This is a genomic window from Streptomyces sp. NPDC086766 (assembly GCF_044746005.1).
In the GTDB taxonomy this organism is placed as follows: Bacteria; Actinomycetota; Actinomycetes; order Streptomycetales; family Streptomycetaceae; genus Streptomyces.
In genome coordinates, this window is sequence record NZ_JBIVBI010000001.1 from 586,095 (window position 1) to 609,636 (window position 23,542).

Annotated in this window: 19 protein-coding genes; 12 read left to right on the top strand and 7 right to left on the bottom strand. The window is 73.6% G+C overall.

What is annotated here, in order from left to right; genetic code table 11:
• Positions 1 to 17 precede the first annotated feature (17 nt).
• On the bottom strand, positions 18 to 1,208 hold the full coding sequence (locus ACIPM1_RS02640; protein ID WP_402427878.1) for a peptidase S8: 1,191 nt from the start codon (positions 1,206 to 1,208) through the stop codon (positions 18 to 20).
• Positions 1,209 to 1,493: 285 nt separating this feature from the next.
• Between ACIPM1_RS02640 and ACIPM1_RS02645 the strand changes: the two genes are divergently transcribed.
• The 9 genes from ACIPM1_RS02645 (at position 1,494) to lgt (ending at position 8,715) form a co-directional block, all read left to right on the top strand.
• Positions 1,494 to 2,141: a TIGR02234 family membrane protein gene (locus ACIPM1_RS02645; RefSeq protein WP_402427881.1), complete on the top strand. Its 648-nt coding sequence runs from the start codon at positions 1,494 to 1,496 to the stop codon at positions 2,139 to 2,141.
• Between the two features lie 269 nt (positions 2,142 to 2,410).
• On the top strand, positions 2,411 to 2,662 hold the full coding sequence (locus tag ACIPM1_RS02650; RefSeq protein ID WP_402427884.1) for an HGxxPAAW family protein: 252 nt from the start codon (positions 2,411 to 2,413) through the stop codon (positions 2,660 to 2,662).
• Positions 2,663 to 2,784: 122 nt separating this feature from the next.
• Complete coding sequence (locus tag ACIPM1_RS02655; RefSeq protein WP_402427887.1) at positions 2,785 to 3,285, top strand: DUF2752 domain-containing protein; 501 nt, start codon at positions 2,785 to 2,787, stop codon at positions 3,283 to 3,285.
• Between the two features lie 166 nt (positions 3,286 to 3,451).
• Positions 3,452 to 4,261, top strand: coding sequence for an indole-3-glycerol phosphate synthase TrpC (gene trpC / locus ACIPM1_RS02660; RefSeq protein WP_356187596.1), 810 nt, complete (start codon positions 3,452 to 3,454; stop codon positions 4,259 to 4,261).
• Positions 4,262 to 4,307: 46 nt separating this feature from the next.
• Entirely contained in the window at positions 4,308 to 4,517 is a 210-nt protein-coding gene (trpM, locus tag ACIPM1_RS02665) for a tryptophan biosynthesis modulator TrpM (protein ID WP_356187594.1), read from the top strand.
• A gap of 87 nt (positions 4,518 to 4,604) precedes the next feature.
• Positions 4,605 to 5,888, top strand: a complete 1,284-nt coding sequence (trpB, locus tag ACIPM1_RS02670) for a tryptophan synthase subunit beta (RefSeq protein WP_402427891.1) — start codon at positions 4,605 to 4,607, stop codon at positions 5,886 to 5,888.
• Positions 5,885 to 6,703, top strand: coding sequence for a tryptophan synthase subunit alpha (gene trpA / locus ACIPM1_RS02675; protein WP_402427894.1), 819 nt, complete (start codon positions 5,885 to 5,887; stop codon positions 6,701 to 6,703). Before trpB ends, trpA begins: the two co-directional genes overlap by 4 nt.
• Before the next feature lie 146 nt (positions 6,704 to 6,849).
• Positions 6,850 to 7,623: a DsbA family protein gene (locus ACIPM1_RS02680; RefSeq protein WP_402427897.1), complete on the top strand. Its 774-nt coding sequence runs from the start codon at positions 6,850 to 6,852 to the stop codon at positions 7,621 to 7,623.
• A gap of 105 nt (positions 7,624 to 7,728) precedes the next feature.
• Positions 7,729 to 8,715 (top strand): prolipoprotein diacylglyceryl transferase, encoded by a 987-nt coding sequence (gene lgt / locus ACIPM1_RS02685; RefSeq protein WP_402427900.1) that lies wholly within the window; start codon positions 7,729 to 7,731, stop codon positions 8,713 to 8,715.
• Between the two features lie 156 nt (positions 8,716 to 8,871).
• On the opposite strand, the gene ACIPM1_RS02690 is transcribed toward lgt, so the two are convergent.
• From ACIPM1_RS02690 to ACIPM1_RS02715, 6 genes are read right to left on the bottom strand one after another with little or no spacing between them, the layout of a single operon-like run.
• Positions 8,872 to 9,747: an HpcH/HpaI aldolase/citrate lyase family protein gene (locus ACIPM1_RS02690; protein ID WP_402427903.1), complete on the bottom strand. Its 876-nt coding sequence runs from the start codon at positions 9,745 to 9,747 to the stop codon at positions 8,872 to 8,874.
• Positions 9,744 to 11,039, bottom strand: coding sequence for a CaiB/BaiF CoA transferase family protein (locus ACIPM1_RS02695; protein WP_402427906.1), 1,296 nt, complete (start codon positions 11,037 to 11,039; stop codon positions 9,744 to 9,746). The genes ACIPM1_RS02690 and ACIPM1_RS02695 overlap by 4 nt, the downstream gene beginning before the upstream one ends.
• A 37-nt stretch (positions 11,040 to 11,076) precedes the next feature.
• Positions 11,077 to 12,441, bottom strand: coding sequence for an ADP-ribosylglycohydrolase family protein (locus ACIPM1_RS02700; RefSeq protein ID WP_402427909.1), 1,365 nt, complete (start codon positions 12,439 to 12,441; stop codon positions 11,077 to 11,079).
• A complete protein-coding gene (locus ACIPM1_RS02705; RefSeq protein WP_402427912.1) occupies positions 12,429 to 13,604 on the bottom strand; it encodes an ADP-ribosylglycohydrolase family protein in 1,176 nt (391 codons plus the stop codon). Before ACIPM1_RS02705 ends, ACIPM1_RS02700 begins: the two co-directional genes overlap by 13 nt.
• A gap of 8 nt (positions 13,605 to 13,612) precedes the next feature.
• On the bottom strand, positions 13,613 to 14,833 hold the full coding sequence (locus tag ACIPM1_RS02710; RefSeq protein WP_402427915.1) for an ADP-ribosylglycohydrolase family protein: 1,221 nt from the start codon (positions 14,831 to 14,833) through the stop codon (positions 13,613 to 13,615).
• Positions 14,722 to 16,023, bottom strand: coding sequence for an ADP-ribosylglycohydrolase family protein (locus tag ACIPM1_RS02715; protein ID WP_402427918.1), 1,302 nt, complete (start codon positions 16,021 to 16,023; stop codon positions 14,722 to 14,724). Before ACIPM1_RS02715 ends, ACIPM1_RS02710 begins: the two co-directional genes overlap by 112 nt.
• Positions 16,024 to 16,295: 272 nt before the next feature.
• Between ACIPM1_RS02715 and ACIPM1_RS02720 the strand changes: the two genes are divergently transcribed.
• The 3 genes from ACIPM1_RS02720 (at position 16,296) to ACIPM1_RS02730 (ending at position 23,450) form a co-directional block, all read left to right on the top strand.
• A complete protein-coding gene (locus ACIPM1_RS02720) occupies positions 16,296 to 17,027 on the top strand; it encodes a VIT1/CCC1 transporter family protein (protein ID WP_402427921.1) in 732 nt (243 codons plus the stop codon).
• Between the two features lie 455 nt (positions 17,028 to 17,482).
• Positions 17,483 to 21,994 carry a glutamate synthase large subunit gene (gene gltB, locus ACIPM1_RS02725; protein ID WP_402428174.1) on the top strand — a complete coding sequence of 1,504 codons (4,512 nt, stop codon included), beginning with the start codon at positions 17,483 to 17,485 and terminating at the stop codon, positions 21,992 to 21,994.
• The gene (locus tag ACIPM1_RS02730; RefSeq protein WP_402427924.1) at positions 21,987 to 23,450 is read left to right on the top strand and encodes a glutamate synthase subunit beta; all 1,464 of its coding nucleotides are present in this window, start codon (positions 21,987 to 21,989) and stop codon (positions 23,448 to 23,450) included. Before gltB ends, ACIPM1_RS02730 begins: the two co-directional genes overlap by 8 nt.
• Positions 23,451 to 23,542: the final 92 nt, after the last annotated feature.

Consider the following 23,542-nt stretch of genomic DNA (forward strand, 5'->3'; position numbering starts at 1 on the left):
GGCCGTTCAGCGGTGGTTCAGCCGGTGAAGGCCGCCGTTCCGTTCGGGACGCCCAGCCCGGTCGGCCCGTCGTACCCGGTGGTGCCGGTACACAGGTACGAGCCGCCGCAGCTTCCGTTGGAGCCGCTGGTCACGTCGAACAGGGACGACGTGTGGGCGTACGGGAAGGACGCCGGGTAGGAGCCGGAGGACGGGGCGCCCGCCAGCGCGTAGGTGGCCGCGATCAGCGGAGCCGACGCGCTGGTGCCGCCGAAGACCATCCAGCCGGTGGCCGAGCGGTAGCTGTCGTAGACCGCGACGCCGGTGTTCGGGTCGGCGACCGCGGAGACGTCGGCGACGGTGCGCTTGGCGCAGCCGCCGTCGGTCTGCCAGGACGGCTTGGCGTCGTAGGCCGAGCAGCCGGAGCCGGCCCCGCTCCACACGGTGTCCGTCCAACCACGGGAGTTGGAGGCGGTGTTCAGGGACGTGCCGCCGACGGCCGTCACGTACCGCGAGGCGGACGGGTACTCCACGCCGTAGCCGTTGTCACCGGAGGAGACGGTGATGGCGACGCCCGGGTGGTTGAAGTACGAGGAGTCGTACGTGGGGTCGTTGGAGGACTCGGAGCCGCCGTAGCTGTTGGAGACGAACTTGGCGCCCAGGTTCACCGCCGTGTTCACGGCCGTGCCGAGGTTGGTCATGCTCGACGAAGTGGCCTCCACCAGCAGGATCTTGCAGTTGGGGCAGGCCGCGCTGACCATGTCGAGGTCGAGGGAGATCTCCTCCGCCCAGCCCGAGTCGCCGCGCGGGTAGCTGGTGCCGCCGCTCTGGTCGACCTTCTTGAAGCAGCCGTTGGCCGTGGTGCAGGCGGGCAGGCCGTACTGCGAGCGGTAGACCCCGAGGTCGGCCTCGGCGTTCGGGTCGTCGTAGGCGTCGACGATCGCCACCGTCTGGCCGGAACCCCCGGTCGACGAGGGCAGCTTGTAGGCCGCCTGGAGCGAGGCGGGGCCGTAGCCGGCGGGTGCGGCGGCGGCCGTGAGGTCGCTCTCCGCGTGTGCGGACCTGGGGGTGCCCGCGGTCACCTTGAGGGCGTTGCAGGCCATGACGTCCTTCTGCGTCGGTGCCGCGCAGGAGTGCGCGACGGAGACGCCGTGCGTCGTGGACGTCGAGGACGCCGCCTGGCCGAGCGGTGCGGCCAGGGCGAGGGCGGCCGTGGCAAGGGTGGCCACGGAGAATGCGGATACGGTTCTGCGCAACGTACGTTCCTCCAGGAAGGGGTGAACCGGGAAGATGTGGGGGGTGCGCGGTGCAGCCGGTGCGTGGGATGCGCGCCTCGGCCGGGCAGAACGTATGCGTGTCCCGCACACGTCAACAAGATGGCCGTTGAACCGAGAACGATCCTTTGCCGTTTCCGGGGCAACCATGTCCTGACCCTGACAAGATCATGGGAAAAGGGTTGCGCGGCCCGGGGTTTACCAACCCCGGATGACGGTTCACCCGGGGTTCGGGTGATAGTGGAGGGCGTGACTGCCGTACCTCACTCCCGTACCGAAGCCGCCGCCCCCGCCCGGCCCGGCCGCCGGAGCCTCGCCGTCGCCCTGCTGTGCGGAGCGCTCGGCGCGGCCGTGGTGCTGCTGGCCTCCCGGCAGCCGTGGGCGCAGGGCACCGCGACGGTGGCCGGCGGCGCCTTCCCCCTGACCGCCAAGGGCAGCGAGGTCACGGGCGTGCCCGCGGCCCTCGCCGTGGTGGGCCTCGCCGCGCTCGTCGCCGTCTTCGCCGTCCGCCGGGCCGGCCGCTTCCTGGTCGCCGCCCTGCTCGCGCTCTCCGGCGCGGGCGTCGTCGCCGCGGGCGTGCTCGGCGCCAACGACGGCTCCGCCCTCGACGACAAGGCCGCACAGGCCTCCGGCAACACCGCCGCCACCGCCGCCGCGCTCAGCCACACCGGCTGGCCCTACGTCGCGGCCGCCGGCGGCGCCCTGCTCCTGCTCGCCGGGCTGCTCGCCCTGCGCCACGGCCACCGCTGGCCGACCATGTCCGGCCGCTACGAGCGCTCCGGCGCACCCCGCGCCCGGGCGGCCCGCCCGGTCGACCCGGACCGTCCGGAGGACCTCTGGAAGGCCCTCGACCGCGGCGAGGACCCCACCGGCACGGAACCGGCCTGACCGTTTCCCGCGAGCACCCTCCCGGGACGGGCGGTCAGCGCCCTCTCCCGGATCGGGCCGGCTCCGGGGGACGGTGTCCTCGGGGATCGGCCCGGCTCCGCGGGACGGTGTCCTCGGGGTGCCGGACCCCGTGACTCCGGTGGGCCCGGGAAGAGAGGCCCTTCGGCGCGCGCCGAGGGACCACCCCCGGTCACACGCCTTCGGCGGGTACGGGACAATGGGCTTCGAGCGTCCGGCTCAGACACGTACACAGCAACGAGGAGCAAGTCATGGCGGGCAGCAGCCACGGTCACACCCCGGCCGCCTGGACCGGTGTCATCATCGCCTTCATCGGTTTCTGCGTCGCGGGCGCCTTCATGGTGATGGCCCAGCCCGTCGGCTTCTGGATCGGCGTCGTCATCACGCTGCTGGGCGGTGTGGTCGGCGGCGTCATGCGCATGATGGGCCTCGGCCAGCCGAAGGACGTGCACCCGGTCCACCAGGTCGCGGGCGAGCGCGAGCCGGCCGGCGTCGAGGGCTGACACCGTCGCGGCGGACGGGAGCCGGCGTCCGCGCGGCGGAGCCCGGTGACCGGGCGAGGGGCGGCCCGGGGCCCGAGGAGGCCCGGCCGCCCCTCGCGCGCGTTCGCCCCGCGGAGGGCAGAATGCGAAGCGTGAACGCCGACAGTCAGCGGGTGACCCACGGCCGGACGCCCGTCCCCCGCCCGAGGGGCACGTACGACGGCCGCGCCGTGCCGACGCGGGTCCCGGCCGTGCTGCGGCGGGTGGCCGCCCCCGCCGGGCTCATGGCCGCCGTCGCCGGGGCCTTCGCCTACGTCGGGGCCGTGGACCCCAACGAGCCCGGCCACTACCCGGTCTGCCCCCTGCTGCGCCTGACCGGTCTCTACTGCCCCGCCTGCGGCGGCCTGCGCAGTGCCCACGCCTTCGTCCACGGAGACCTCCTCGCCGCCCTGCGCGACAACGCCCCGGCGGTCGTGGGATACCTGGTCTTCGCCGTGCTGTGGACCGTCTGGACGGTCGGCGCGGCCCGCGGCCGGCCGCCGCGGAGCGCGCCCGGGCCGGTGGTGCTGTGGAGCCTCGGCGCCCTGCTGCTGGTCTTCACCGTGGTCCGCAACCTGCCCTTCGGCTTCTGGCTCCATCCCTGATCAGCGGACCGATGTCCAGTTGGTGGGACCGCTGTCAACCGGATGTGAGGGCTTCGCCGTCCTCCGGATACCATCGCAGTGACCACCGGTTTCGTCCGCGTGAGGCGGCCGCCGGAGGTAGCCAGACCCGCTTGAACAGTCAACCGTCTGAAAGGGGGCCGCTCGCGTGAGTGTGCTCGACGAGATCATCGACGGAGTCCGTGCCGACCTCGCGGAGCGGCAGGCGCGCGTCAGCCTCGACGAGCTCAAGGAGCGCGCGGCGAAGGCCCCCGCGGCCAGGGACGGGGTCGCGGCCCTGCGCGGCGACGGCGTCAAGGTCATCTGCGAGGTCAAGCGCTCCAGCCCGTCCAAGGGCGCGCTGGCCGCGATCGCCGACCCGGCCGGACTCGCCGCGGACTACGAGGCGGGCGGCGCGGCCGTCATCTCCGTGCTCACCGAGCAGCGCCGCTTCGGCGGCTCGCTGGCCGACCTGGAGGCCGTGCGCGCCCGGGTCGACATCCCGGTGCTGCGCAAGGACTTCATCGTCACGTCGTACCAGCTCTGGGAGGCGCGTGCGTACGGCGCCGACCTCGCCCTGCTGATCGTCGCCGCCCTCGACCAGCCGGCCCTGGAGTCGCTGATCGAGCGCGCGGAGTCCATCGGCCTCACCCCGCTCGTCGAGGTGCACGACGAGGACGAGGTGACGCGCGCGGTGGACGCGGGCGCCAAGATCATCGGCGTCAACGCACGCAACCTGAAGACCCTGAAGGTCGACCGCGACACCTTCGAGCAGGTGGCCCCGGAGATCCCCGACCACATCGTCAAGGTCGCCGAGTCCGGCGTCCGCGGCCCGCACGACCTCATCGCCTACGCCAACGCGGGCGCCGACGCGGTCCTGGTCGGCGAGTCCCTCGTCACCGGCCGCGATCCCAAGGCGGCGGTGGCCGACCTGGTGGCGGCCGGGGCGCACCCGGCGCTGCGACACGGACGGGACTGACGCGTGCCGGACCAGCCGGGAACCGTACGCCGGTAAAATGACCGCGATGACCCTTCCGCCCTCCGAGTCCGCCCGGGACCCGTACGCCCGCCTCGCGCGCGGCTGCCGGCCCCGCGGCTGCCGTGCGCCCGCACGGCGTGTGCACGGGCGCCGGGTGCGGTACGTCATCGGCGACGAGCCGGGCCAGGTGAACGGCATGCGATGGCGCCCCGGCAGGGGCGCGGGTCGGCGCCCGCCGCGCGGCCGAGCCGCGTGAGCGCGACACGCAACCGGCGGCCGGACGGCCGCTGACCCCCGCCCCCACGGCGACTGGTATCCAGCACACTCACCGTGAGGTTTCCGCATGCCCAGCGAGTTCTTCTTCCCCGACCCCGAGGGCCGGGTCCCCGACGCCGGAGGCTACTTCGGCGCGTTCGGCGGCAAGTTCATCCCCGAGGCGCTCGTCGCCGCCGTGGACGAGGTCGCCGTCGAGTACGACAAGGCGAAGGCCGACCCCGAGTTCGCCCGCGAACTCGACGACCTGCTCGTCAACTACACCGGGCGCCCGAGCGCGCTCACCGAGGTCCCCCGCTTCGCCGAGCACGCCGGCGGCGCCCGCGTCTTCCTCAAGCGCGAGGACCTGAACCACACCGGCTCCCACAAGATCAACAACGTGCTCGGTCAGGCGCTGCTCACCAAGCGCATGGGCAAGACCCGCGTGATCGCCGAGACCGGCGCCGGACAGCACGGCGTCGCCACCGCGACCGCCTGCGCCTTGTTCGGCCTCGACTGCACCATCTACATGGGCGAGGTCGACACCAGGCGGCAGGCGCTCAATGTGGCCCGGATGCGGATGCTCGGCGCCGAGGTCGTCGCGGTGAGGTCCGGCAGCCGCACCCTGAAGGACGCCATCAACGAGGCGTTCCGCGACTGGGTCGCCAACGTCGACCACACCCACTACCTCTTCGGCACCGTCGCCGGCCCGCACCCCTTCCCGGCCATGGTCCGCGACTTCCACCGCGTCATCGGCGTGGAGGCCCGCCGTCAGCTCCTGGAGCGCGTCGGCCGCCTCCCCGACGCCGCCGTGGCCTGCGTCGGCGGCGGCTCCAACGCCATCGGCCTGTTCCACGCCTTCATCCCCGACGAGGGCGTCCGGCTCATCGGCTGCGAGCCCGCCGGGCACGGCGTCGACAGCGGCGAGCACGCGGCCACCCTGACCGCGGGCGAGCCCGGCATCCTGCACGGCTCCCGCTCCTACGTGCTGCAGGACGAGGAGGGCCAGATCACCGAGCCGTACTCGATCTCGGCCGGTCTGGACTACCCGGGCATCGGGCCCGAGCACTCCTACCTCAAGGACTCCGGCCGCGGCGAGTACCGCGCCATCACGGACGACGCCGCCATGCAGGCCCTGCGTCTGCTGTCGCGCACCGAGGGCATCATCCCGGCCATCGAGAGCGCCCACGCGCTGGCCGGCGCCCTGGAGGTCGGACGGGAGCTCGGCCCGGACGGGCTGATCGTGGTCAACCTCTCCGGCCGTGGCGACAAGGACATGGACACCGCCGCCCGCTACTTCGGCCTGTACGACACGGACGCCGAGGTGGCCGCCGACCAGGCCGACACCGCCGAGATCGAGGGGGACGCCAAGTGAGCGGCACCATCCAGTTGTTGACCGACACCCTCGCCGCCGCGAAGGCGGAGGGGCGGTCCGCCCTGATCGCCTACCTCCCGGCGGGCTTCCCGACCGTGGACGGCGGCATCGAGGCGATCAAGGCCGCCTTCGACGGCGGCGCCGACGTCGTCGAGGTCGGGCTGCCGCACAGCGACCCCGTCCTCGACGGGCCCGTCATCCAGACCGCCGACGACATCGCCCTGCGCGGCGGCGTCAAGATCGCCGACGTGATGCGCACGGTGCGCGAGGCCCACGAGGCCACCGGCAAGCCGGTGCTCGTCATGACGTACTGGAACCCGATCGACCGCTACGGCGTCGAGCGTTTCACCGCCGAGCTCGCGGAGGCGGGCGGCGCCGGGTGCATCCTGCCGGACCTGCCCGTCCAGGAGTCCGCGCTGTGGCGGGAGCACGCCGAGAAGCACGGCCTCGCGACGGTCTTCGTCGTGGCGCCCAGCAGCAAGGACGAGCGGCTCGCCGAGATCACCGCGGCGGGCTCCGGATTCGTCTACGCCGCCTCGCTGATGGGCGTGACCGGCACCCGCGAGTCGGTGGGCGCGCAGGCGCAGGACCTGGTCCGGCGCACCCGGGCCACCGGCACCGGGCTGCCCGTCTGCGTCGGCCTCGGCGTGTCCAACCCGGCCCAGGCCGCCGAGGTCGCCGGCTTCGCCGACGGCGTGATCGTCGGCTCGGCCTTCGTCAAGCGGATGCTCGACGCGCCGGACCCGGCGGCCGGTGTCGAGGCCGTCCGCTCCCTGGCGGGCGAGCTGGCCCGGGGCGTGCGCGGACAGGCGTAGCCGGCGGGCCCGAGCCGGCCCGTGGCCTGCGGGGCCGAACCGGTCCCGACCAGGTCCGAACCGGCACAACGGAAATATCGGTCACCCGAACGAGTGGACCTGGGACCGGGGAGGCGCAATGCGCCTCCCCGGTTCGTTCTGGGGGTGTGAGCGAGAAGAACCGTGACGGAAAGCGCGCCGCCCGCGAGCGGCTGGCGGTCGAGCGCGAGAAGCAGAAGACGGCGGAGAAGCGACGGCGCACGCTCTTGGTGGTCGCCGCGGTCGTCGCCGTCCTGGGGCTGGCGACGGTGATCGGCGTGATCGCCGCGAACTCCGGAAAGAAGAAGGGCCCGAGCGCGGGCCCGGTGGTGGCGCCCTCGGGAGCGCAGGGCAAGGACAGTCTCGCCGTCCCGGTCGGCAAGGACGGCGCCGGATCGACGCTCACCGTCTGGGAGGACTTCCGCTGCCCGGCCTGCCAGGCCTACGAGGCGGCGTTCCGCCCGACGATCCACGAGCTGACCGGCTCCGGCAAGCTGAGAGTGGAGTACCACCTGGTCCGGCTGATCGACGGCAACCTCGGCGGCACCGGCTCGCTGCGCGCGGCCAACGCCGCGGCCTGCGCCCAGGACGCCGGCAAGTTCGCCGCCTTCCACGACGTGCTCTACGAGAACCAGCCCAAGGAGACCGACGACGCCTACGCGGACAACGGCAAGCTCCTCGCCCTGGCGGGCAAGGTCGGCGGCCTGGACACCCCGGCCTTCCGCACCTGCGTGACCAAGGGCACGCACGACGCCTGGGTCGACAAGTCCCACCAGGCGTTCCAGGCCGGCGGCTTCTCGGGCACGCCGACCGTCCTGCTGAACGGCAAGAACATCAGCCAGGACCGCACGATGTCCCCGGCCAAGCTGAAGCAGTTGGTCGAGGCGGCCGGCCGGGGATGAGCGCGGGCCGGCGGGCGGTGCCGCCGTGCGGCGCCTCCTGTTACGGAGCCGTAGCCGGGCCGCCCGACCGCGGCCGGGTCCGGCTGCGGTAGCGTCGACCTTGCCATGGAACTTGCCTACATTCCCAGCCCGTCACGCGGTGTGCTGTACCTCGGCCCCATCCCGCTGCGCGGCTACGCGTTCTGCATCATCATCGGCGTCTTCGTCGCCGTCTGGCTCGGCAACAAGCGCTGGATCGCCCGCGGCGGACGGGCCGGCACGGTGGCCGACATCGCGGTCTGGGCCGTGCCGTTCGGCCTCGTCGGCGGCCGGCTCTACCACGTGATCACGGACTACGAGCTGTACTTCAGCGAGGGCCGTAACTGGGTGGACGCCTTCAAGGTGTGGGAGGGCGGCCTCGGCATCTGGGGCGCGGTCGCGCTCGGCGCGCTCGGCGCCTGGATCGGCTGCCGCCGCCGCGGCATCCCGCTGCCCGCGTACGCCGACGCCGTCGCCCCCGGCATCGCCTTCGCACAGGCGTGCGGCCGCTGGGGCAACTGGTTCAACCAGGAGCTGTACGGCCGGGAGACGCACGTTCCGTGGGCGCTGCACATCACGTCGTCGGCGGACGGCCGGGTGCCCGGGTACTACCACCCGACGTTCCTGTACGAGTCCCTGTGGTGCGTCGGTGTCGGCCTGCTGGTCATCTGGGCCGACCGCCGCTTCCGGATGGGCCACGGCCGCGCCTTCGCGCTGTACGTCGCCGCGTACTGCGTCGGCCGCGGCTGGATCGAGTACATGCGCGTGGACGACGCCCACCACATCCTCGGCCTGCGACTGAACGACTGGACCGCGCTGATCGTCTTCCTGCTCGCCGTGGTGTACATCGTGGTGTCCGCCCGGAAGCGGCCCGGCCGGGAGGCCGAGGTGGAGCCCGGGGCGTCCGAGGCCGAGACGGCGCCCGAGGCCGTCGAGGAGCCCGCACCGGCCGCCGGGAAGACCGGGACCGACGACACCGCGCCCGCGGACGGCGCCGCCGGCACCACCGGGGACGGTCCGTCGGGCGTGGAGGCGGACGTGAAGGACGGCGCGGAGTCCGCGAAGAAGAGCTGACCGCATCGCTCAGCCCCCTGCCGACGAGGGCGCCCGGAACCTTCCGGGCGCCCTCGCCCGTGCGCGGCGTCGACCGGCGAGCGACGGGTGGCGACCAGCGACCGGCGAGCGGTGGACGCCGGCCGCGCAGCCCGGGCGGCCGGCCGGCCGGCCCGGTCAGCGGCGGCGGGCCAGGGTCAGGGTGCGCTGGGCCGCCGCCACCACCGCCGCGTCGATGAAGCGGCCGTCCGGGAGGGCCTGTGCGCCCTGCTGGGTGGTGGCCGCCTTGACGATTGTCTCGGCCTCTTCGAGCTCGCGGTCGGTCGGCAGATAGGCCCGCTCGATGATGGGGAGCTGCCGGGGGTGGATGGCCGCCCGGCCCAGGAACCCCAGGGTGCGGCCGTGGGCGCAGGAGGCCGCCAGCCCCTCCAGGTCCCGGATGTCGGGATGCACGGACTGCGTCGGCGGGGCGAGGCCCGCCGCCCGTGCCGCCACGACCACGCGGGCGCGGGACCAGTCCAGGCCTCCGTCGTTCCGAACGCCCAGGTCTGCCCGTAGATCCGCCTCGCCGATCGACACGCCCCGCAGGGACGGGTGCGCGGAGGCGATGGCGTAGGCGTGCTCGACGGCCAGGGCCGTTTCGAGGAGCGCGTACAGCGGGGGTCCCGCACCGCGGGCCGACGGCGGGTGCGCCCCGCCCTCCGGCGACCCCCCGGCCCCCGCACGCTCCGCGACGCGCACCACCTGTCCGGCGGAGCTGACCTTCGGCAGCCGCAGCCCGGCGAGGCCCGGCAGCGGCGCGACCGCGTCGAGGTCCTGGCCCGCCAGCGGTCCGTCGACGGCGTTGACGCGGACGTGCACCGGGACCGGCGGGGGCTCGGTCAGCAGCTCGGCCGTGGCGGCACGGGCGTACTCCTTGCGCTCGGGGGCGACCGCGTCCTCCAGGTCGACGACCACCACGTCGGCACCGGAGCCGAGGGCCTTGGCGACGACGTGCGGCCGGTCGCCGGGCGCGTACAGCCAGGTGAGCGGGAAGGGTGCGGTGCCCGTCACAGCGCGCCCTCCGCGCGCAGTGCTGCCAGCTCCCGAGCGGTGAGGCCCAGTTCGGTCAGGACCGCCTCGGTGTCCGCGCCGTGCGGGCGGCCCGCCCAGCGGACGGCGCCGGGGGTCGCGGAGAGCCGGAAGAGGACGTTCTGCATCCGCAGGCGGCCCAGTTCCGGGTCCTCCACCGTGGTGAGGGTGCCCAGCGCCCGGTACTGCGGATCGGCCATCACGTCCCGGACGTCCTGGACCGGCGCGACCGCCGCCTCCGCCTTCTCGAAGGCGGCCAGCACCTCGGTGCGGGTGTGCCGGGCGATCCAGCCGCCGACCGCCTCGTCGAGGACCTCGCAGTGGGCGGCCCGCCCGGAGCCCGTCGTGAACCACGGCTCCTCGATCAGCTCCGGCCGGCCCACCAGCCGCATCACCCGTTCCGCCACCGACTGCGCCGACGTCGAGACGGCTACCCAGGTGCCGTCGCTGGTGCGGTAGGTGTTGCGGGGGGCGTTGTTCTCCGTGCGGTTGCCGGTCCGGGGCTGGATGTAGCCGAGCTGGTCGTACCAGGTGGGCTGGGGTCCGAGGACGGTGAGGATCGGCTCGATGATCGCCATGTCGACGACCTGGCCCGCGCCGGTGCGCTCCCGGGCCGCGAGCGCGGTCATCACCGCGTACGCCGTCGCCAGGCCCGCGATCGAGTCGGCCAGGCCGAACGGCGGGAGCGTCGGCGGCGCGTCCGGTTCACCGGTGATCGCGGCGAACCCGCTCATGGCCTCGGCGAGGGTGCCGAACCCGGGCCGGTGCGCGTAGGGGCCGTACTGGCCGAACCCGGTGACCCGGGCGAGCACCAGGCGCGGGTTGACCGCCGACAGCTCCGGCCAGCCGAGGTCCCACTTCTCCAGGGTGCCGGGGCGGAAGTTCTCGACGACGACGTCGGCGGTGGCGGCGAGCCGCAGCAGGGTGGCGCGGCCGCCCGGCCGGGACAGGTCCAGGGTGATGGTGCGCTTGTTGCGGCCGAGCAGCTTCCACCACAGGCCGACGCCGTTCTTCGCCGGTCCGTGGCCGCGGGAGGGGTCGGGCTTGGCCGGGTGCTCGACCTTGACCACCTCGGCGCCGAAGTCGCCGAGCATGGTGGCGGCGATCGGCCCGGCGAAGAGGGTCGCGAGATCGAGGACGCGCAGGCCGGCCAGCGGCCCGGGGGGCCCGGGCACGCCGGGATCGGGCGGGGTGGGACCGGGTGCGGAGGGTGCGGGTGGTGCGATGGGGCCGGGTGCGGTGGGTTCGGGCGGTCCGGAGCGGGGCGTGCTCATGAGGCGCGCCGCGGGGTGCCGGGCACGACGAGGGCGGTCATGGGCGGGACGCCTCCAGATGGGTGAGCCGGGCCAGGTGGTCGAAGCCGGTGCCGTCGAGGTCGCCGACGGACGTGGCGAGCCGGTTCTTGAGCGGCGCCGTCCAGCGGTCGGGGAGGGCGGCGGGGGAGCCGGCGAGGAGGGCGGCGACGCTCCCCGCGGTCGCGCCGTTGGAGTCGGTGTCCCAGCCACCGGACACGGCACGGCAGACCGAGCCCGTGAAGTCGCCGTTCGCATGCGTGAGCGCGGCGGCGACCAGCGCGGTGTTGGGCACGGCGTGCACCCAGTGGTGGGTGGGGGAGTACAGGGCGTGCAGCTCGTCCACGACCGTGTCGAAGTCCTCGTGCCGCTCGGCCAGTCGCACGGCGTGCCGGACCGCGCGGGCCAGCCGCGAGCCGGGCGGGACGACCCGCAGGCCGGTGGCCAGGCAGGCGTGCACGTCGTGGCCGCCGGTCATCGCGGTCGCGATGACGGCGGCGGTGAACATGGCCGCGTAGACGCCGTTCGCGGTGTGGGTGAGGGTGGCGTCGCGGTGGGCCTGCTCGGCCGCGGCCGCCGGGTCGCCGGGGTTGGTCCAGCCGTGGACGTCGGCGCGGATCAGCGCGCCGATCCACTCGCGGAACGGGTTGCGGTGGCGGGCGGTGTGCGGGGGTTCGATGCCGCTGAGGAGGTTGCGGTAGGCGACGCGCTCGGCGGTGAAGGTGCGGCCGGCGGGGAGTTCGTCCAGCCAGAGGCGGGCCACGTCGGCGGTGGTGAAGGCACGGCCGTGCCGGGCCAGCAGCAGCAGGTTGAGGACCGGGTAGTCGAGGTCGTCGTCCTCCGGCATCCCGTCGATGTTCTCGGCCAGCGAGGTGGCGGCCGAGCGGCGGTTCCAGGGGTGCCGCGCCATGAGGTCCTCGGGCACTCCCCGGGCGGTGAACCAGGTGTTCAGGGGCCAGTTGCCGGTGGCCCGGGCGAGAGCGCGGATGCCGTCCAGGGGGAGCTTCTCCACGGGCTTGCCGAGCAGGCAGCCGGCGGCCCGGCCGAGCCAGGCGGCCTCGAGGGCCGGGCGCCGCGCGGCCGGGGTCCTGCCCGGCCTCTCCGGCCAGTCGGGGCACCGCGCCCTGATCCGGTCCAGGGCGGTCGGTTCGGCCTCCGCCAGCCTGCTGGGCAGCTCGGCGAGTTCGTCCAGCAGGTCCTCCGCCAGCAGGCGCAGGTAGCGCGAGGCCCGCTGCGGGGACGCGCCCGCCCGCGCCGGGGCCTCGGGACCGCCGGCCGCCGCCCACCGGGCCGCGATCGCCTTCGGCTCGCGGCCGTCCTGCCGCGCCTGGCACAGTTCGTGGCCGAGGAGGTCCTCGGGCTGGACCCAGGTCACTCGGAGCATTCCGGGCCCCCGATCGCGGCGAACGCCGCCTCGTGGGCGCGGCGCCGCCGGACGTCCCGCTCGAAGACCTCCCGGGTCACCGCGGCCAGCGTCCGGGCCGGCTCCCACAGGTCCAGGCGGCTCGCCTCCGCCACCGCCTTCGCCCAGTCGTCCGGGACCGGCGAGCCGAGCGCGCCGGTCAGCGCGCCCGCCATCGTGGCGATGGAGTCGCAGTCCCGGCCGTAGTTGACCGCGCCGAGCACCGCGTGCCGGCAGTCGCCGCGCGCCACCACCACCATGCCGAGCGCGACCGGGAGTTCCTCGATCGCGTGCAGCCGCGACGGGCGGCGGGCGCCCAGCGAGGGGGTGCGGTAGTCCGGCCCGACCGTGTCGAACGGCGCGACCGCCTCCCGCAGCGGGCGCAGCGCCGACTCGAAGTCCGTGTGCCGCGCGGCCACTTCGCAGACCTGCTCGATCGCCGCCCGGGTGCCGTCCTTCGCCAGCGACAGACAGGCCGCGACCACCGACTCCCAGGTCGCGCCGGGCGCGCACGCCGCCGCTACCCCGGCCGCGAGGACGCCCGCCGCCTCCCTGCCGTACGACGACTGATGGGCGCCCGCGACCTCCAGGGCCTCGGTGTACGCGCCCGCCGGGTTCGCCGCGTTGACCAGGCCGACCGGGGCCATGTACATCGCGGCCCCGCAGTTGACGATGTTGCCGACGCCGGCCTCGCGCGGGTCCACATGCCCGTAGTGCAGCCGCGCCACCAGCCACTTCTCCGCCAGGAACACCCGGTGCAGCGGCAGCGCCTCCGCCTCCAGTTCCGGGATCCACCGCGGGTTCGTCATCAGGTCGGGGACCAGGTGGTCGGCGATCGCGTAGGCGTCCAGGTGGTCGCGGACCCGCGCGTACACCCTCACCAGCGCGTGCGTCATCAACGTGTCGTCGGTGACGTGCCCGTCCCCCTTGTGGTACGGGGCGATGGGGCGGGCGGTCCGCCAGGCGTCGCCGTGCCAGGGGCCGACGATGCCGTGGACCCGGCCGCCGTGGCGTTCGAGGATCCGGTCGGGGGAGTTGCCCTCGACCGGGCCGCCGAGGGCGTCGCCGACGGCGGCACCGACCAGGGCACCGGCGATCCGCTCGTCGAGGCTCGCGCCACGACTTGGTTCTCCTTTGGGCGTCATGCCCCGAATCATCCTCCTGGTGGGGCCGGTTGTGCGGCTTCCAGGAGTCCGGCGAGTTCCACCAGGTCGGTGCCGGTGAGACGGGGCAGCGCACAGCCGGAGAGGGTGCGGCAGGCCTCCCGCCAGGCGGCCGGGATCGCCGCGCCGCCGCCCAGCGCCCCGGTCAGCGCGCCCGCCAGGGCCGGGGCCGAGTCGGCGACCCGGGACAGGCAGGCAGCGGCCGGCACCGCCTCCGCGATCCGGCCGGCGGACGCCGTGGCGAGGGCGAGGGCGACCGGCACGGTCTCCGCGGCGGCGACGCCGTAGCTGTAGACGTGGTCGACGATCTCGTGCTCCAGCGGCGGGACCAGCGCGAACGCGCCCCCGGCGTCCCGGGCGAGGGCCAGCGCGTGCCGGGCGTTGCGGCCGATCTCGGTCTCCTCGGGCAGTTCGGCGAGCGCGGCGGTGACACAGTGCTCGACCTCCGTGCCGGTGAGGGCGAGGGCGAGCGCCGCGGCCATCGCCCGGGCGCCGTGCACGCCGTCGCCGTCCTGGGTGTACCGGGCGTCGAACTCGGCCAGGTCGGCGGCGCGCCCGGGGTCGCCGGGGTGGGCCACGGCCAGGACGCAGGCCCGTACGCAGGCCGCGTCGTCGAAGTAGTGGGGGTTGTCGTGGCCGGTGGCGGGCGGGCGCAGACCGGTGGCGAGGTTGCCGAGACCGGCCCGCACCGAGATGCGGGCGCGCAGCGGCAGCACCGCGGACTCGACCTCGGGCGCGCGCTCGGCGGCCGCCGCGACCTCACTGGCCACGGCGTTCCAGGTCAGGTCGATCGCGGCCCGGGTACGGCGCTCCCGGCCGAGGTCGCCGAGGGCGTCGTCCCCGGCGCGCAGCAGGGCCTCCGCGGCGAACGCCGCCCACTCGGCGTCGTCGGAGGGGCCGAGGCGCAGCGGCTCCGGGGGCTGGTTGAGGGCGATCGGGACGGGCAGCGTGGTCGTCGCGTTCTGCTCGGCGAAGGTGTCCAGCTCGCGGGTGAGGCGGCGGGTCCACTCGGGCATCCGGGCGGCCCGGTGCCGGGCGGCGGGCCAGCCGGCGGCGTCCCCGGCGGCCAGCCCGAGCAGCAGCCCCTCCACCCGGCGCGTCACGGCCGCGCCTCGCCCTCGTCGGCACCGAGCAGGCAGACGGCGTCGGCGCGACGGCCGTCGGCCACCGCCGGGCCGTCGGACCGGACGAGCTCTCCGCCCCCTACGCATTCCTCCCGCCGTACCGCGTCCTCGCGCCGATCGATCTCGCCCCGGACGAGGGCCGCGACCCGCGAGAGGTCCCCGGGGAGCACGCGGTCCGTGGGGGCCCCGGCGTGTACGGCGTCCGAGAGGGCTCCGGCGTGTACGGCATCCCCGGGAGCGCCCGGGCGTACGGCGTCCAGGTCGCGGTCTCGGTCGCCTTTCCGTCCGGCCGGGGGCGGATCGGCGCGTGCCACCAGGAGGTCCGCCACGTCCAGGACGTGGTGTCCCGCCATGTACGGCAGGCAGCTTCCGCGCGCCGGGCCGATGGCCGCGGCCCACTCCGCCGGGATGGCGGACACCCCCTGGGTCGCCCCCGCCAGGGCCCCGGCCACCGCCGCCGTGGTGTCGGCGTCGCGGCCCATGTTCACGGCCGTGAGCACGGCGTCCCGGAAGTCGCCGTCGGCGGCCGCGTACGCCCCGAAGGCGAGGGCGACGGCCTCGGGGGCCAGATCGGTCCACGGGTAGCCGCCGATGACCACCGCGGAGCGGACCGCGCGCTCGCCGCGGTGGGCGACGGCCGCGGCGCGGCGCAGGGACCGGGCCGTCCAGGAGTCGTCAGGGACGACGGCGAGCGCCGCGGCCACCACCGCCACCGCCGGCGCGCCCGCCATGGCCGCGGCGACCCCGGCGGCCACCGCCTGGCCGCCGTAGATCCCCTCGCCCTCGTGGCTGACCGAGCCGTCGATCGCCACCAGGCGGGCCGCCTCGGCGGGCCTCCCCGCGGCGAACACCCCGAAGGGCGCCGCCCGCATGGCGAGTCCGTCGCTCCAGGCGTGCCGGTGCTGGGCGGAGACGGGCGCGGCCAGGCCACGGCGGAGGTTCTCCAGGGTGCCCCGCTCGCTGAAGCCGGCGCCGCGGAAGGGCCCCTCGGCGCGGTCGGCGATCCACTCGTGCCAGGCGGCCTCGGCATGGGCCGGGGTGAGCGCGGAGCCGTGCCGGGCGAGCAGGAGGCCGGAGAAGACGGCGTACTCGGTGTCGTCCGTGCCGGCCGGACGCTCGGCCACGTAGCCGGTGATACGGCCCCAGCGGGCGCGGATCTCGGACGGCCTCAGGTTCTCCGCGGGCGCCCCGAGAGCGTCTCCGACGGCGAGGCCGAGCAGTGCGCCGCGCGCCCGCTCGCGGAGCGCTGCCGGGGGGACGCAGGCGGTCGTTCCCATCGCGGGCTCTCCTCTCGGGGCGCCGTGGCGGGCACGGAACCCTTTGCGGAACTGTCCCCCGGCGCGGTCCTCCGCGCAGCCTGGCGAGCCCCAGCGTCACCCGGACGACATATGTGCGGCTGCTATCTCGGATGAGCAAGTGAGGGCAAAGGTGCAGGTTAGCCCAGCCTTTCCTTGCTGGCGGGGGAGAAATTTCCGACGTAGATTCAGGGTTGTCGAAAAGTAGAACTCGTCCAAAAGGCAGCCTTACCTAAGTTCCCAGGGGGACCTCCATGGCCATCATCGACACCGAGGCGACGCTTCACGAGGCGCACCGCGACAATCACACGCACCGCGATGTGAACGGCGGCTGGCTGCGTCCCGCGGTCTTCGGCGCGATGGACGGCCTGGTCTCCAACCTGGCCCTGATGACCGGTGTCGCGGGCGGCGCGGTCAGCCAGCAGACCATCGTCCTGACCGGTCTCGCGGGTCTCGCCGCCGGCGCCTTCTCCATGGCGGCCGGCGAGTACACCTCCGTCGCCTCCCAGCGCGAACTGGTCGAGGCGGAGCTGGCCGTGGAGCGCCGGGAGCTGCGCAAGCACCCGCAGGACGAGGAGGACGAGCTCGCCGCCCTCTACGTGGCGCGGGGTGTCCAGCCGGAGCTGGCCCGCGAAGTGGCCCGGCAGCTGTCGAAGGACCCCGAGCAGGCCCTGGAGATACACGCCCGCGAGGAGCTGGGCATCGACCCCGGCGACCTCCCGTCCCCGCTGGTCGCCGCGGTGTCGTCCTTCGGCTCGTTCGCGCTGGGCGCGCTGCTGCCCGTCCTGCCCTACCTGCTCGGCGCCACCGCCCTGTGGCCGGCCCTGCTGCTCGCGCTCCTCGGCCTGTTCGCCTGCGGCGCGGTGGTGGCCAAGGTGACGGCCCGGTCCTGGTGGTACAGCGGGCTGCGGCAGCTCGCCCTGGGTGGTGCCGCGGCCGGTGTGACGTACGCCCTGGGCACCCTGTTCGGGACGGCCGTAGGATAAGGCCGGCTTGAACTTATGCGCGAGATCGCATAAGTAGCCGTTACTCGCTGGTTTCGACCGTATGACCACCGGGCATGAGCCGTAAACACTGTGGGCAATGAGGCCTGCCGTGCACCGACGGGGCGTGCGACGCCGCTCTCCCCGTTCCCCCGGACCGTAGGACACCGATCTGTCCGCATCGGTCCCCGTAGCTTTCGCCGCCGGGCGCGGTACCCCCGCCGCGACGTCGTGGTGTCCGCATGTTGGAACGGGCTATCCGGTTCCCGAGAACCCCTCCATCATGTAACCTGCACGAAATTTTGCACCCACGCAGAGGGCCAACGTCGTCCCTCGGCACCAGCACATGCCACATGACGACGACGGGAGAGCCGATGCGTACGCCGCGCCAGCCGTCCCAGCACTCCGCGAATGGCCAGAACTGGTCGTTCATGGATGCTCGCCCTGCTGCGCAGGGTATGTACGACCCCCGCAACGAGCACGACGCCTGCGGCGTCGGCTTCGTGGCCACCCTCACCGGTGAGGCGAGCCATGCGCTGGTCGAGCAGGCGCTCACGGTTCTGCGCAACCTGGAGCACCGCGGCGCCACCGGCTCCGAGCCCGACTCCGGCGACGGTGCGGGCCTGCTGTCCCAGGTGCCCGACGCCTTCCTGCGCGAGGTGGCCGGATTCGAGCTGCCCGAGGCCGGCGCCTACGCGGTCGGCATCGCCTTCCTGCCGGAGGACGGCACCGCGGACGCCGTCTCACGGATCGAGACGATCGCCGCCGACGAGGGCCTGACCGTCCTCGGCTGGCGCGAGGTCCCGGTCGCCCCGGAACTGCTGGGTGCCACCGCCCGCTCCACCATGCCGGTCTTCCGCCAGCTGTTCGTCGGCGACGGCGACAGCACCGGCATCGCCCTGGACCGCAAGGCGTTCGTGCTGCGCAAGCGCGCCGAGCGCGAGGCGGGCGTCTACTTCCCGTCGCTGTCGGCCCGCACCCTCGTCTACAAGGGCATGCTGACCACCGGCCAGCTGGAGCCCTTCTTCCCGGACCTGTCCGACCGCCGCTTCGCCTCGGCCATCGCGCTCGTCCACTCCCGCTTCTCGACGAACACCTTCCCGAGCTGGCCGCTCGCCCACCCGTACCGCTTCGTCGCGCACAACGGCGAGATCAACACGGTCAAGGGCAACCGCAACTGGATGGTCGCCCGCGAGTCCCAGCTGGCCTCGGAGCTGTTCGGCGGCCGGGACGACCTGGAGCGGATCTTCCCGATCTGCACCCCGGACGCCTCCGACTCCGCGTCCTTCGACGAGGTGCTCGAACTGCTGCACCTCGGTGGCCGCTCCCTGCCGCACTCCGTGCTGATGATGATCCCGGAGGCGTGGGAGAACCACGACTCCATGGACCCGGCCCGGCGCGCCTTCTACCAGTACCACTCCACGATGATGGAGCCCTGGGACGGCCCGGCCTGCGTCACCTTCACCGACGGCACCCAGGTCGGCGCCGTGCTCGACCGCAACGGCCTGCGCCCCGGCCGCTACTGGGTCACCGACGACGGCCTCGTCGTCCTCGGCTCCGAGGTCGGCGTCCTCGACATCGACCCGGCCAAGGTCGTCCGCAAGGGCCGCCTGCAGCCCGGCCGGATGTTCCTCGTCGACACCGCCGAGCACCGCATCATCGAGGACGACGAGATCAAGGCGACCCTCGCCGCCGAGCAGCCCTACGCCGAGTGGCTGGAGGCCGGCGAGATCGAATTGGGCGACCTGCCCGAGCGCGAGCACATCGTCCACACCCACGCCTCGGTCACCCGCCGCCAGCAGACCTTCGGCTACACGGAGGAGGAGCTGCGCGTCATCCTCGCGCCGATGGCCAAGTCCGGCGCCGAGCCGATCGGCTCCATGGGCACCGACTCGCCGATCGCCGCGCTCTCCGAGCGCCCGCGGCTGCTCTTCGACTACTTCACCCAGCTGTTCGCGCAGGTCACCAACCCGCCGCTGGACGCGATCCGCGAGGAGCTGGTCACCTCCCTGCGCTCCTCGCTGGGCCCCGAGGGCAACCTGCTCGAGCCGGTCGCGGCCTCCTGCCGCAGCGTCCTGCTGCCCTTCCCGGTCATCGACAACGACGAGCTGGCCAAGCTCATCCACATCAACGCCGACGGCGACATGCCCGGCTTCAAGGCCGCGACCCTCTCCGGCCTGTTCCGGGTCTCCGGCGGCGGTGACGCCCTGGCCTCGCGCATCGACGAGATCTGCGCCGAGGCCGACGCCGCCATCGACAACGGCGCCCGCCTGATCGTCCTGTCCGACCGCCACTCCGACGCCGAGCACGCGCCGATCCCGTCGCTGCTGCTCACCGCGGCCGTCCACCACCACCTCATCCGCACCAAGCAGCGCACCCAGGTGGGCCTGCTGGTCGAGGCCGGCGACGTCCGCGAGGTGCACCACGTCGCCCTGCTCATCGGCTACGGCGCCGCCGCGGTCAACCCGTACCTGGCGATGGAGTCCGTCGAGGACCTGGTCCGCGCCGGTACGTTCCTGCCGGGCATCGAGCCCGAGAAGGCCATCCGCAACCTGATCTACGCCCTCGGCAAGGGCGTCCTGAAGGTCATGTCCAAGATGGGCATCTCGACCGTCGCCTCCTACCGCGGCGCCCAGGTCTTCGAGGCCGTCGGCCTCGACGAGGCCTTCGTCGCGAAGTACTTCAACGGCACCGCCACCAAGATCGGCGGCGTCGGCATCGACGTCGTCGCCAAGGAGGTCGCCGCCCGCCACGCCAAGGCCTACCCGGCCTCCGGCATCGCTCCCGCGCACCGCGCGCTGGAGATCGGCGGCGAGTACCAGTGGCGCCGCGAGGGCGAGCCGCACCTGTTCGACCCGGAGACGGTCTTCCGCCTCCAGCACTCCACGCGCACCGGACGCTACGACGTCTTCAAGAAGTACACCTCCCGCGTCAACGAGCAGTCCGAGCGCCTGATGACGCTGCGCGGCCTGTTCGGCTTCCAGTCCGGCCGGCAGCCGATTCCGCTGGACGAGGTCGAGCCGGCCTCCGAGATCGTCAAGCGGTTCTCGACGGGCGCCATGTCGTACGGCTCCATCTCCCAGGAGGCGCACGAGACCCTCGCCATCGCCATGAACCAGCTGGGCGGCAAGTCCAACACCGGTGAGGGCGGCGAGGACCCGGAGCGCCTGTACGACCCGGCGCGCCGCTCCTCCATCAAGCAGGTCGCCTCCGGCCGCTTCGGCGTCACCAGCGAGTACCTGGTCAACGCGGACGACATCCAGATCAAGATGGCCCAGGGCGCCAAGCCCGGCGAGGGCGGCCAGCTGCCCGGCCACAAGGTGTACCCGTGGGTGGCCAAGACCCGGCACTCGACGCCGGGCGTGGGGCTGATCTCCCCGCCGCCGCACCACGACATCTACTCCATCGAGGATCTGGCCCAGCTGATCCACGACCTGAAGAACGCCAACCCGCAGGCCCGGATCCACGTCAAGCTGGTCTCCGAGGTCGGCGTCGGCACGGTCGCCGCGGGCGTGTCCAAGGCCCACGCGGACGTCGTGCTGATCTCCGGCCACGACGGCGGCACCGGCGCCTCCCCGCTGACCTCGCTGAAGCACGCGGGCGGCCCCTGGGAGCTCGGCCTCGCCGAGACGCAGCAGACCCTGCTGCTCAACGGCCTGCGCGACCGCATCGTCGTCCAGACCGACGGCCAGCTGAAGACCGGCCGCGACGTGGTCATCGCCGCGCTGCTCGGCGCCGAGGAGTTCGGTTTCGCGACCGCTCCGCTCGTCGTCTCCGGCTGCGTGATGATGCGCGTGTGCCACCTGGACACCTGCCCGGTCGGCATCGCCACCCAGAACCCGGTGCTGCGCGAGAGGTTCGCCGGCAAGGCCGAGTTCGTCGTGAACTTCTTCCAGTTCATCGCCGAGGAGGTCCGCGAGATCCTCGCCGAGCTGGGCTTCCGCTCCATCGAGGAGGCCGTCGGCCACGCCGAGGCCCTCGACGTCACCCGCGCGGTGAACCACTGGAAGGCGCAGGGCCTGGACCTGGAGCCCCTGTTCCACGTGCCCGAGCTGCCCGAGGGCGCGGTGCGCCACCAGGTCGTCCCCCAGGACCACGGCCTGGAGAAGGCGCTCGACAACGAGCTGATCAAGCTCGCCGCCGACGCCCTCTCCGCGCCCGGCGCCGCCGACGCCCAGCCGGTGCGCGCCCAGGTCGCGATCCGCAACATCAACCGCACGGTCGGCACCATGCTCGGCCACGAGGTGACGAAGAAGTTCGGCGGCGCGGGCCTGCCCGACGGCACCGTCGACATCACCTTCACCGGCTCCGCGGGCCAGTCCTTCGGCGCCTTCCTGCCACGCGGTGTCACGCTGCGCCTGGAGGGCGACGCCAACGACTACGTCGGCAAGGGCCTGTCCGGCGGCCGGATCGTGGTCCGCCCGGACCGCGCCGCCGACCACCTCGCCGAGTACAGCGTCATCGCGGGCAACACCCTCGCCTACGGCGCGACCGGCGGCGAGATGTTCCTGCGCGGCAAGACCGGCGAGCGGTTCTGCGTCCGCAACTCCGGCGCGCTGGTCGTCTCCGAGGGCGTGGGCGACCACGGCTGCGAGTACATGACCGGCGGCCACGCGGTCGTGCTCGGCGAGACCGGCCGCAACTTCGCGGCCGGCATGTCCGGCGGCGTCGCCTACGTCGTCGACCTCGACCGCGACAACGTCAACGCCGGCAACGTGGACTCGATCGAGGCGCTGGACGACACGGACAAGCAGTGGCTGCACGAGGTCGTGCGCCGTCACCGGGAGGAGACGGGTTCCACCGTCGCCGAGAAGCTGCTGGCCGAGTGGGACACCGCCGTGGAGCGCTTCAGCAAGATCATCCCCAGCACGTACAAGGCAGTGCTCGCCGCCAAGGACGCCGCCGAGCGAGCCGGTCTGACCGAGACCGAGGTCACCGAGAAGATGATGGAGGCGGCGATCAATGGCTGACCCGAAGGGCTTTCTGAACCACGGCCGCGAGGTCGCCACCTCCCGCCCGGTCGAGGAACGCACGAAGGACTGGAACGAGGTCTACGTCCCCGGCTCCCTGCTGCCCATCATCAGCAAGCAGGCCAGCCGCTGCATGGACTGCGGCATCCCGTTCTGCCACAACGGCTGCCCGCTCGGGAACCTGATCCCGGAGTGGAACGACTACGCCTACCGCGAGGACTGGGCGGCCGCCTCCGAGCGGCTGCACGCCACGAACAACTTCCCCGAATTCACCGGCCGGCTGTGCCCCGCCCCGTGCGAGTCGGCCTGCGTGCTCGGCATCAACCAGCCGCCGGTCACCATCAAGAACGTCGAGGTCTCGATCATCGACAAGGCGTGGGAGACCGGTGACGTCGCCCCCCAGGCGCCCGAACGCCTGTCCGGCAAGACGGTCGCGGTCATCGGCTCGGGCCCCGCGGGCCTGGCCGCCGCCCAGCAGCTGACCCGGGCCGGCCACACCGTCGCCGTCTACGAGCGCGCGGACCGCGTCGGAGGCCTCCTCCGGTACGGCATCCCCGAGTTCAAGATGGAGAAGCGGCACATCAACCGCCGTATCGAGCAGATGCGCGCGGAGGGCACCCGCTTCCGCACCGGCGTCGAGATCGGCCGCGACCTGAAGGCGACGGACCTGAAGAAGCGGTACGACGCCGTCGTGATCGCCGCCGGCGCCACCATGGCGCGCGACCTTCCGGTGCCGGGCCGCGAACTCAAGGGCATCCACCAGGCCATGGAGTACCTGCCCCTGTCCAACAAGGTGCAGGAGGGCGACTACGTGGCCCCGCCGATCACGGCCGAGGGCAAGCACGTCGTCGTCATCGGCGGCGGCGACACCGGCGCGGACTGCGTGGGCACCGCCCACCGCCAGGGCGCGGCCTCCGTCACCCAGCTGGAGATCATGCCCCGCCCGAACGACGAGCGGAACCCGGTCAGCCAGCCCTGGCCGACCTTCCCGATCCTCTACAAGGTCACCTCGGCCCACGAGGAGGGCGGCGAGCGCATCTACTCGGCGTCCACCACCCACTTCGAGGGCGACGAGGACGGCAACGTGCAGTGGCTGCACCTCGCCGAGGTCGAGTTCGTCGACGGCAAGCTCACCCAGAAGCCGGGCACCGAGCGCAAGATCCCCGCCCAGCTGGTCACCCTCGCCATGGGCTTCACCGGCACCGACCGGGAGAACGGCCTGGTCGACCAGTTCGGCCTGGAACTCGACGAGCGCGGCAACGTCGCCCGCGACGCCGACTTCCAGACCAACGTGCCGGGCGTCTTCGTCGCCGGTGACGCCGGCCGTGGCCAGTCCCTCATCGTCTGGGCGATCGCGGAGGGCCGCTCGGCCGCCCGCGGTGTCGACCGCTTCCTGACGGGCGTCAGCGACCTGCCGGCCCCGATCCGCCCGACGGACCGCGCGCTGATGGTCTGACGCGCGCTCACCAAGCGTCCCGTACAAAGGCGTACGGAACACCGACAGCGTCTGCCCCACTGTCCCCGACCGGACGACCGGGCAGGCGCTGT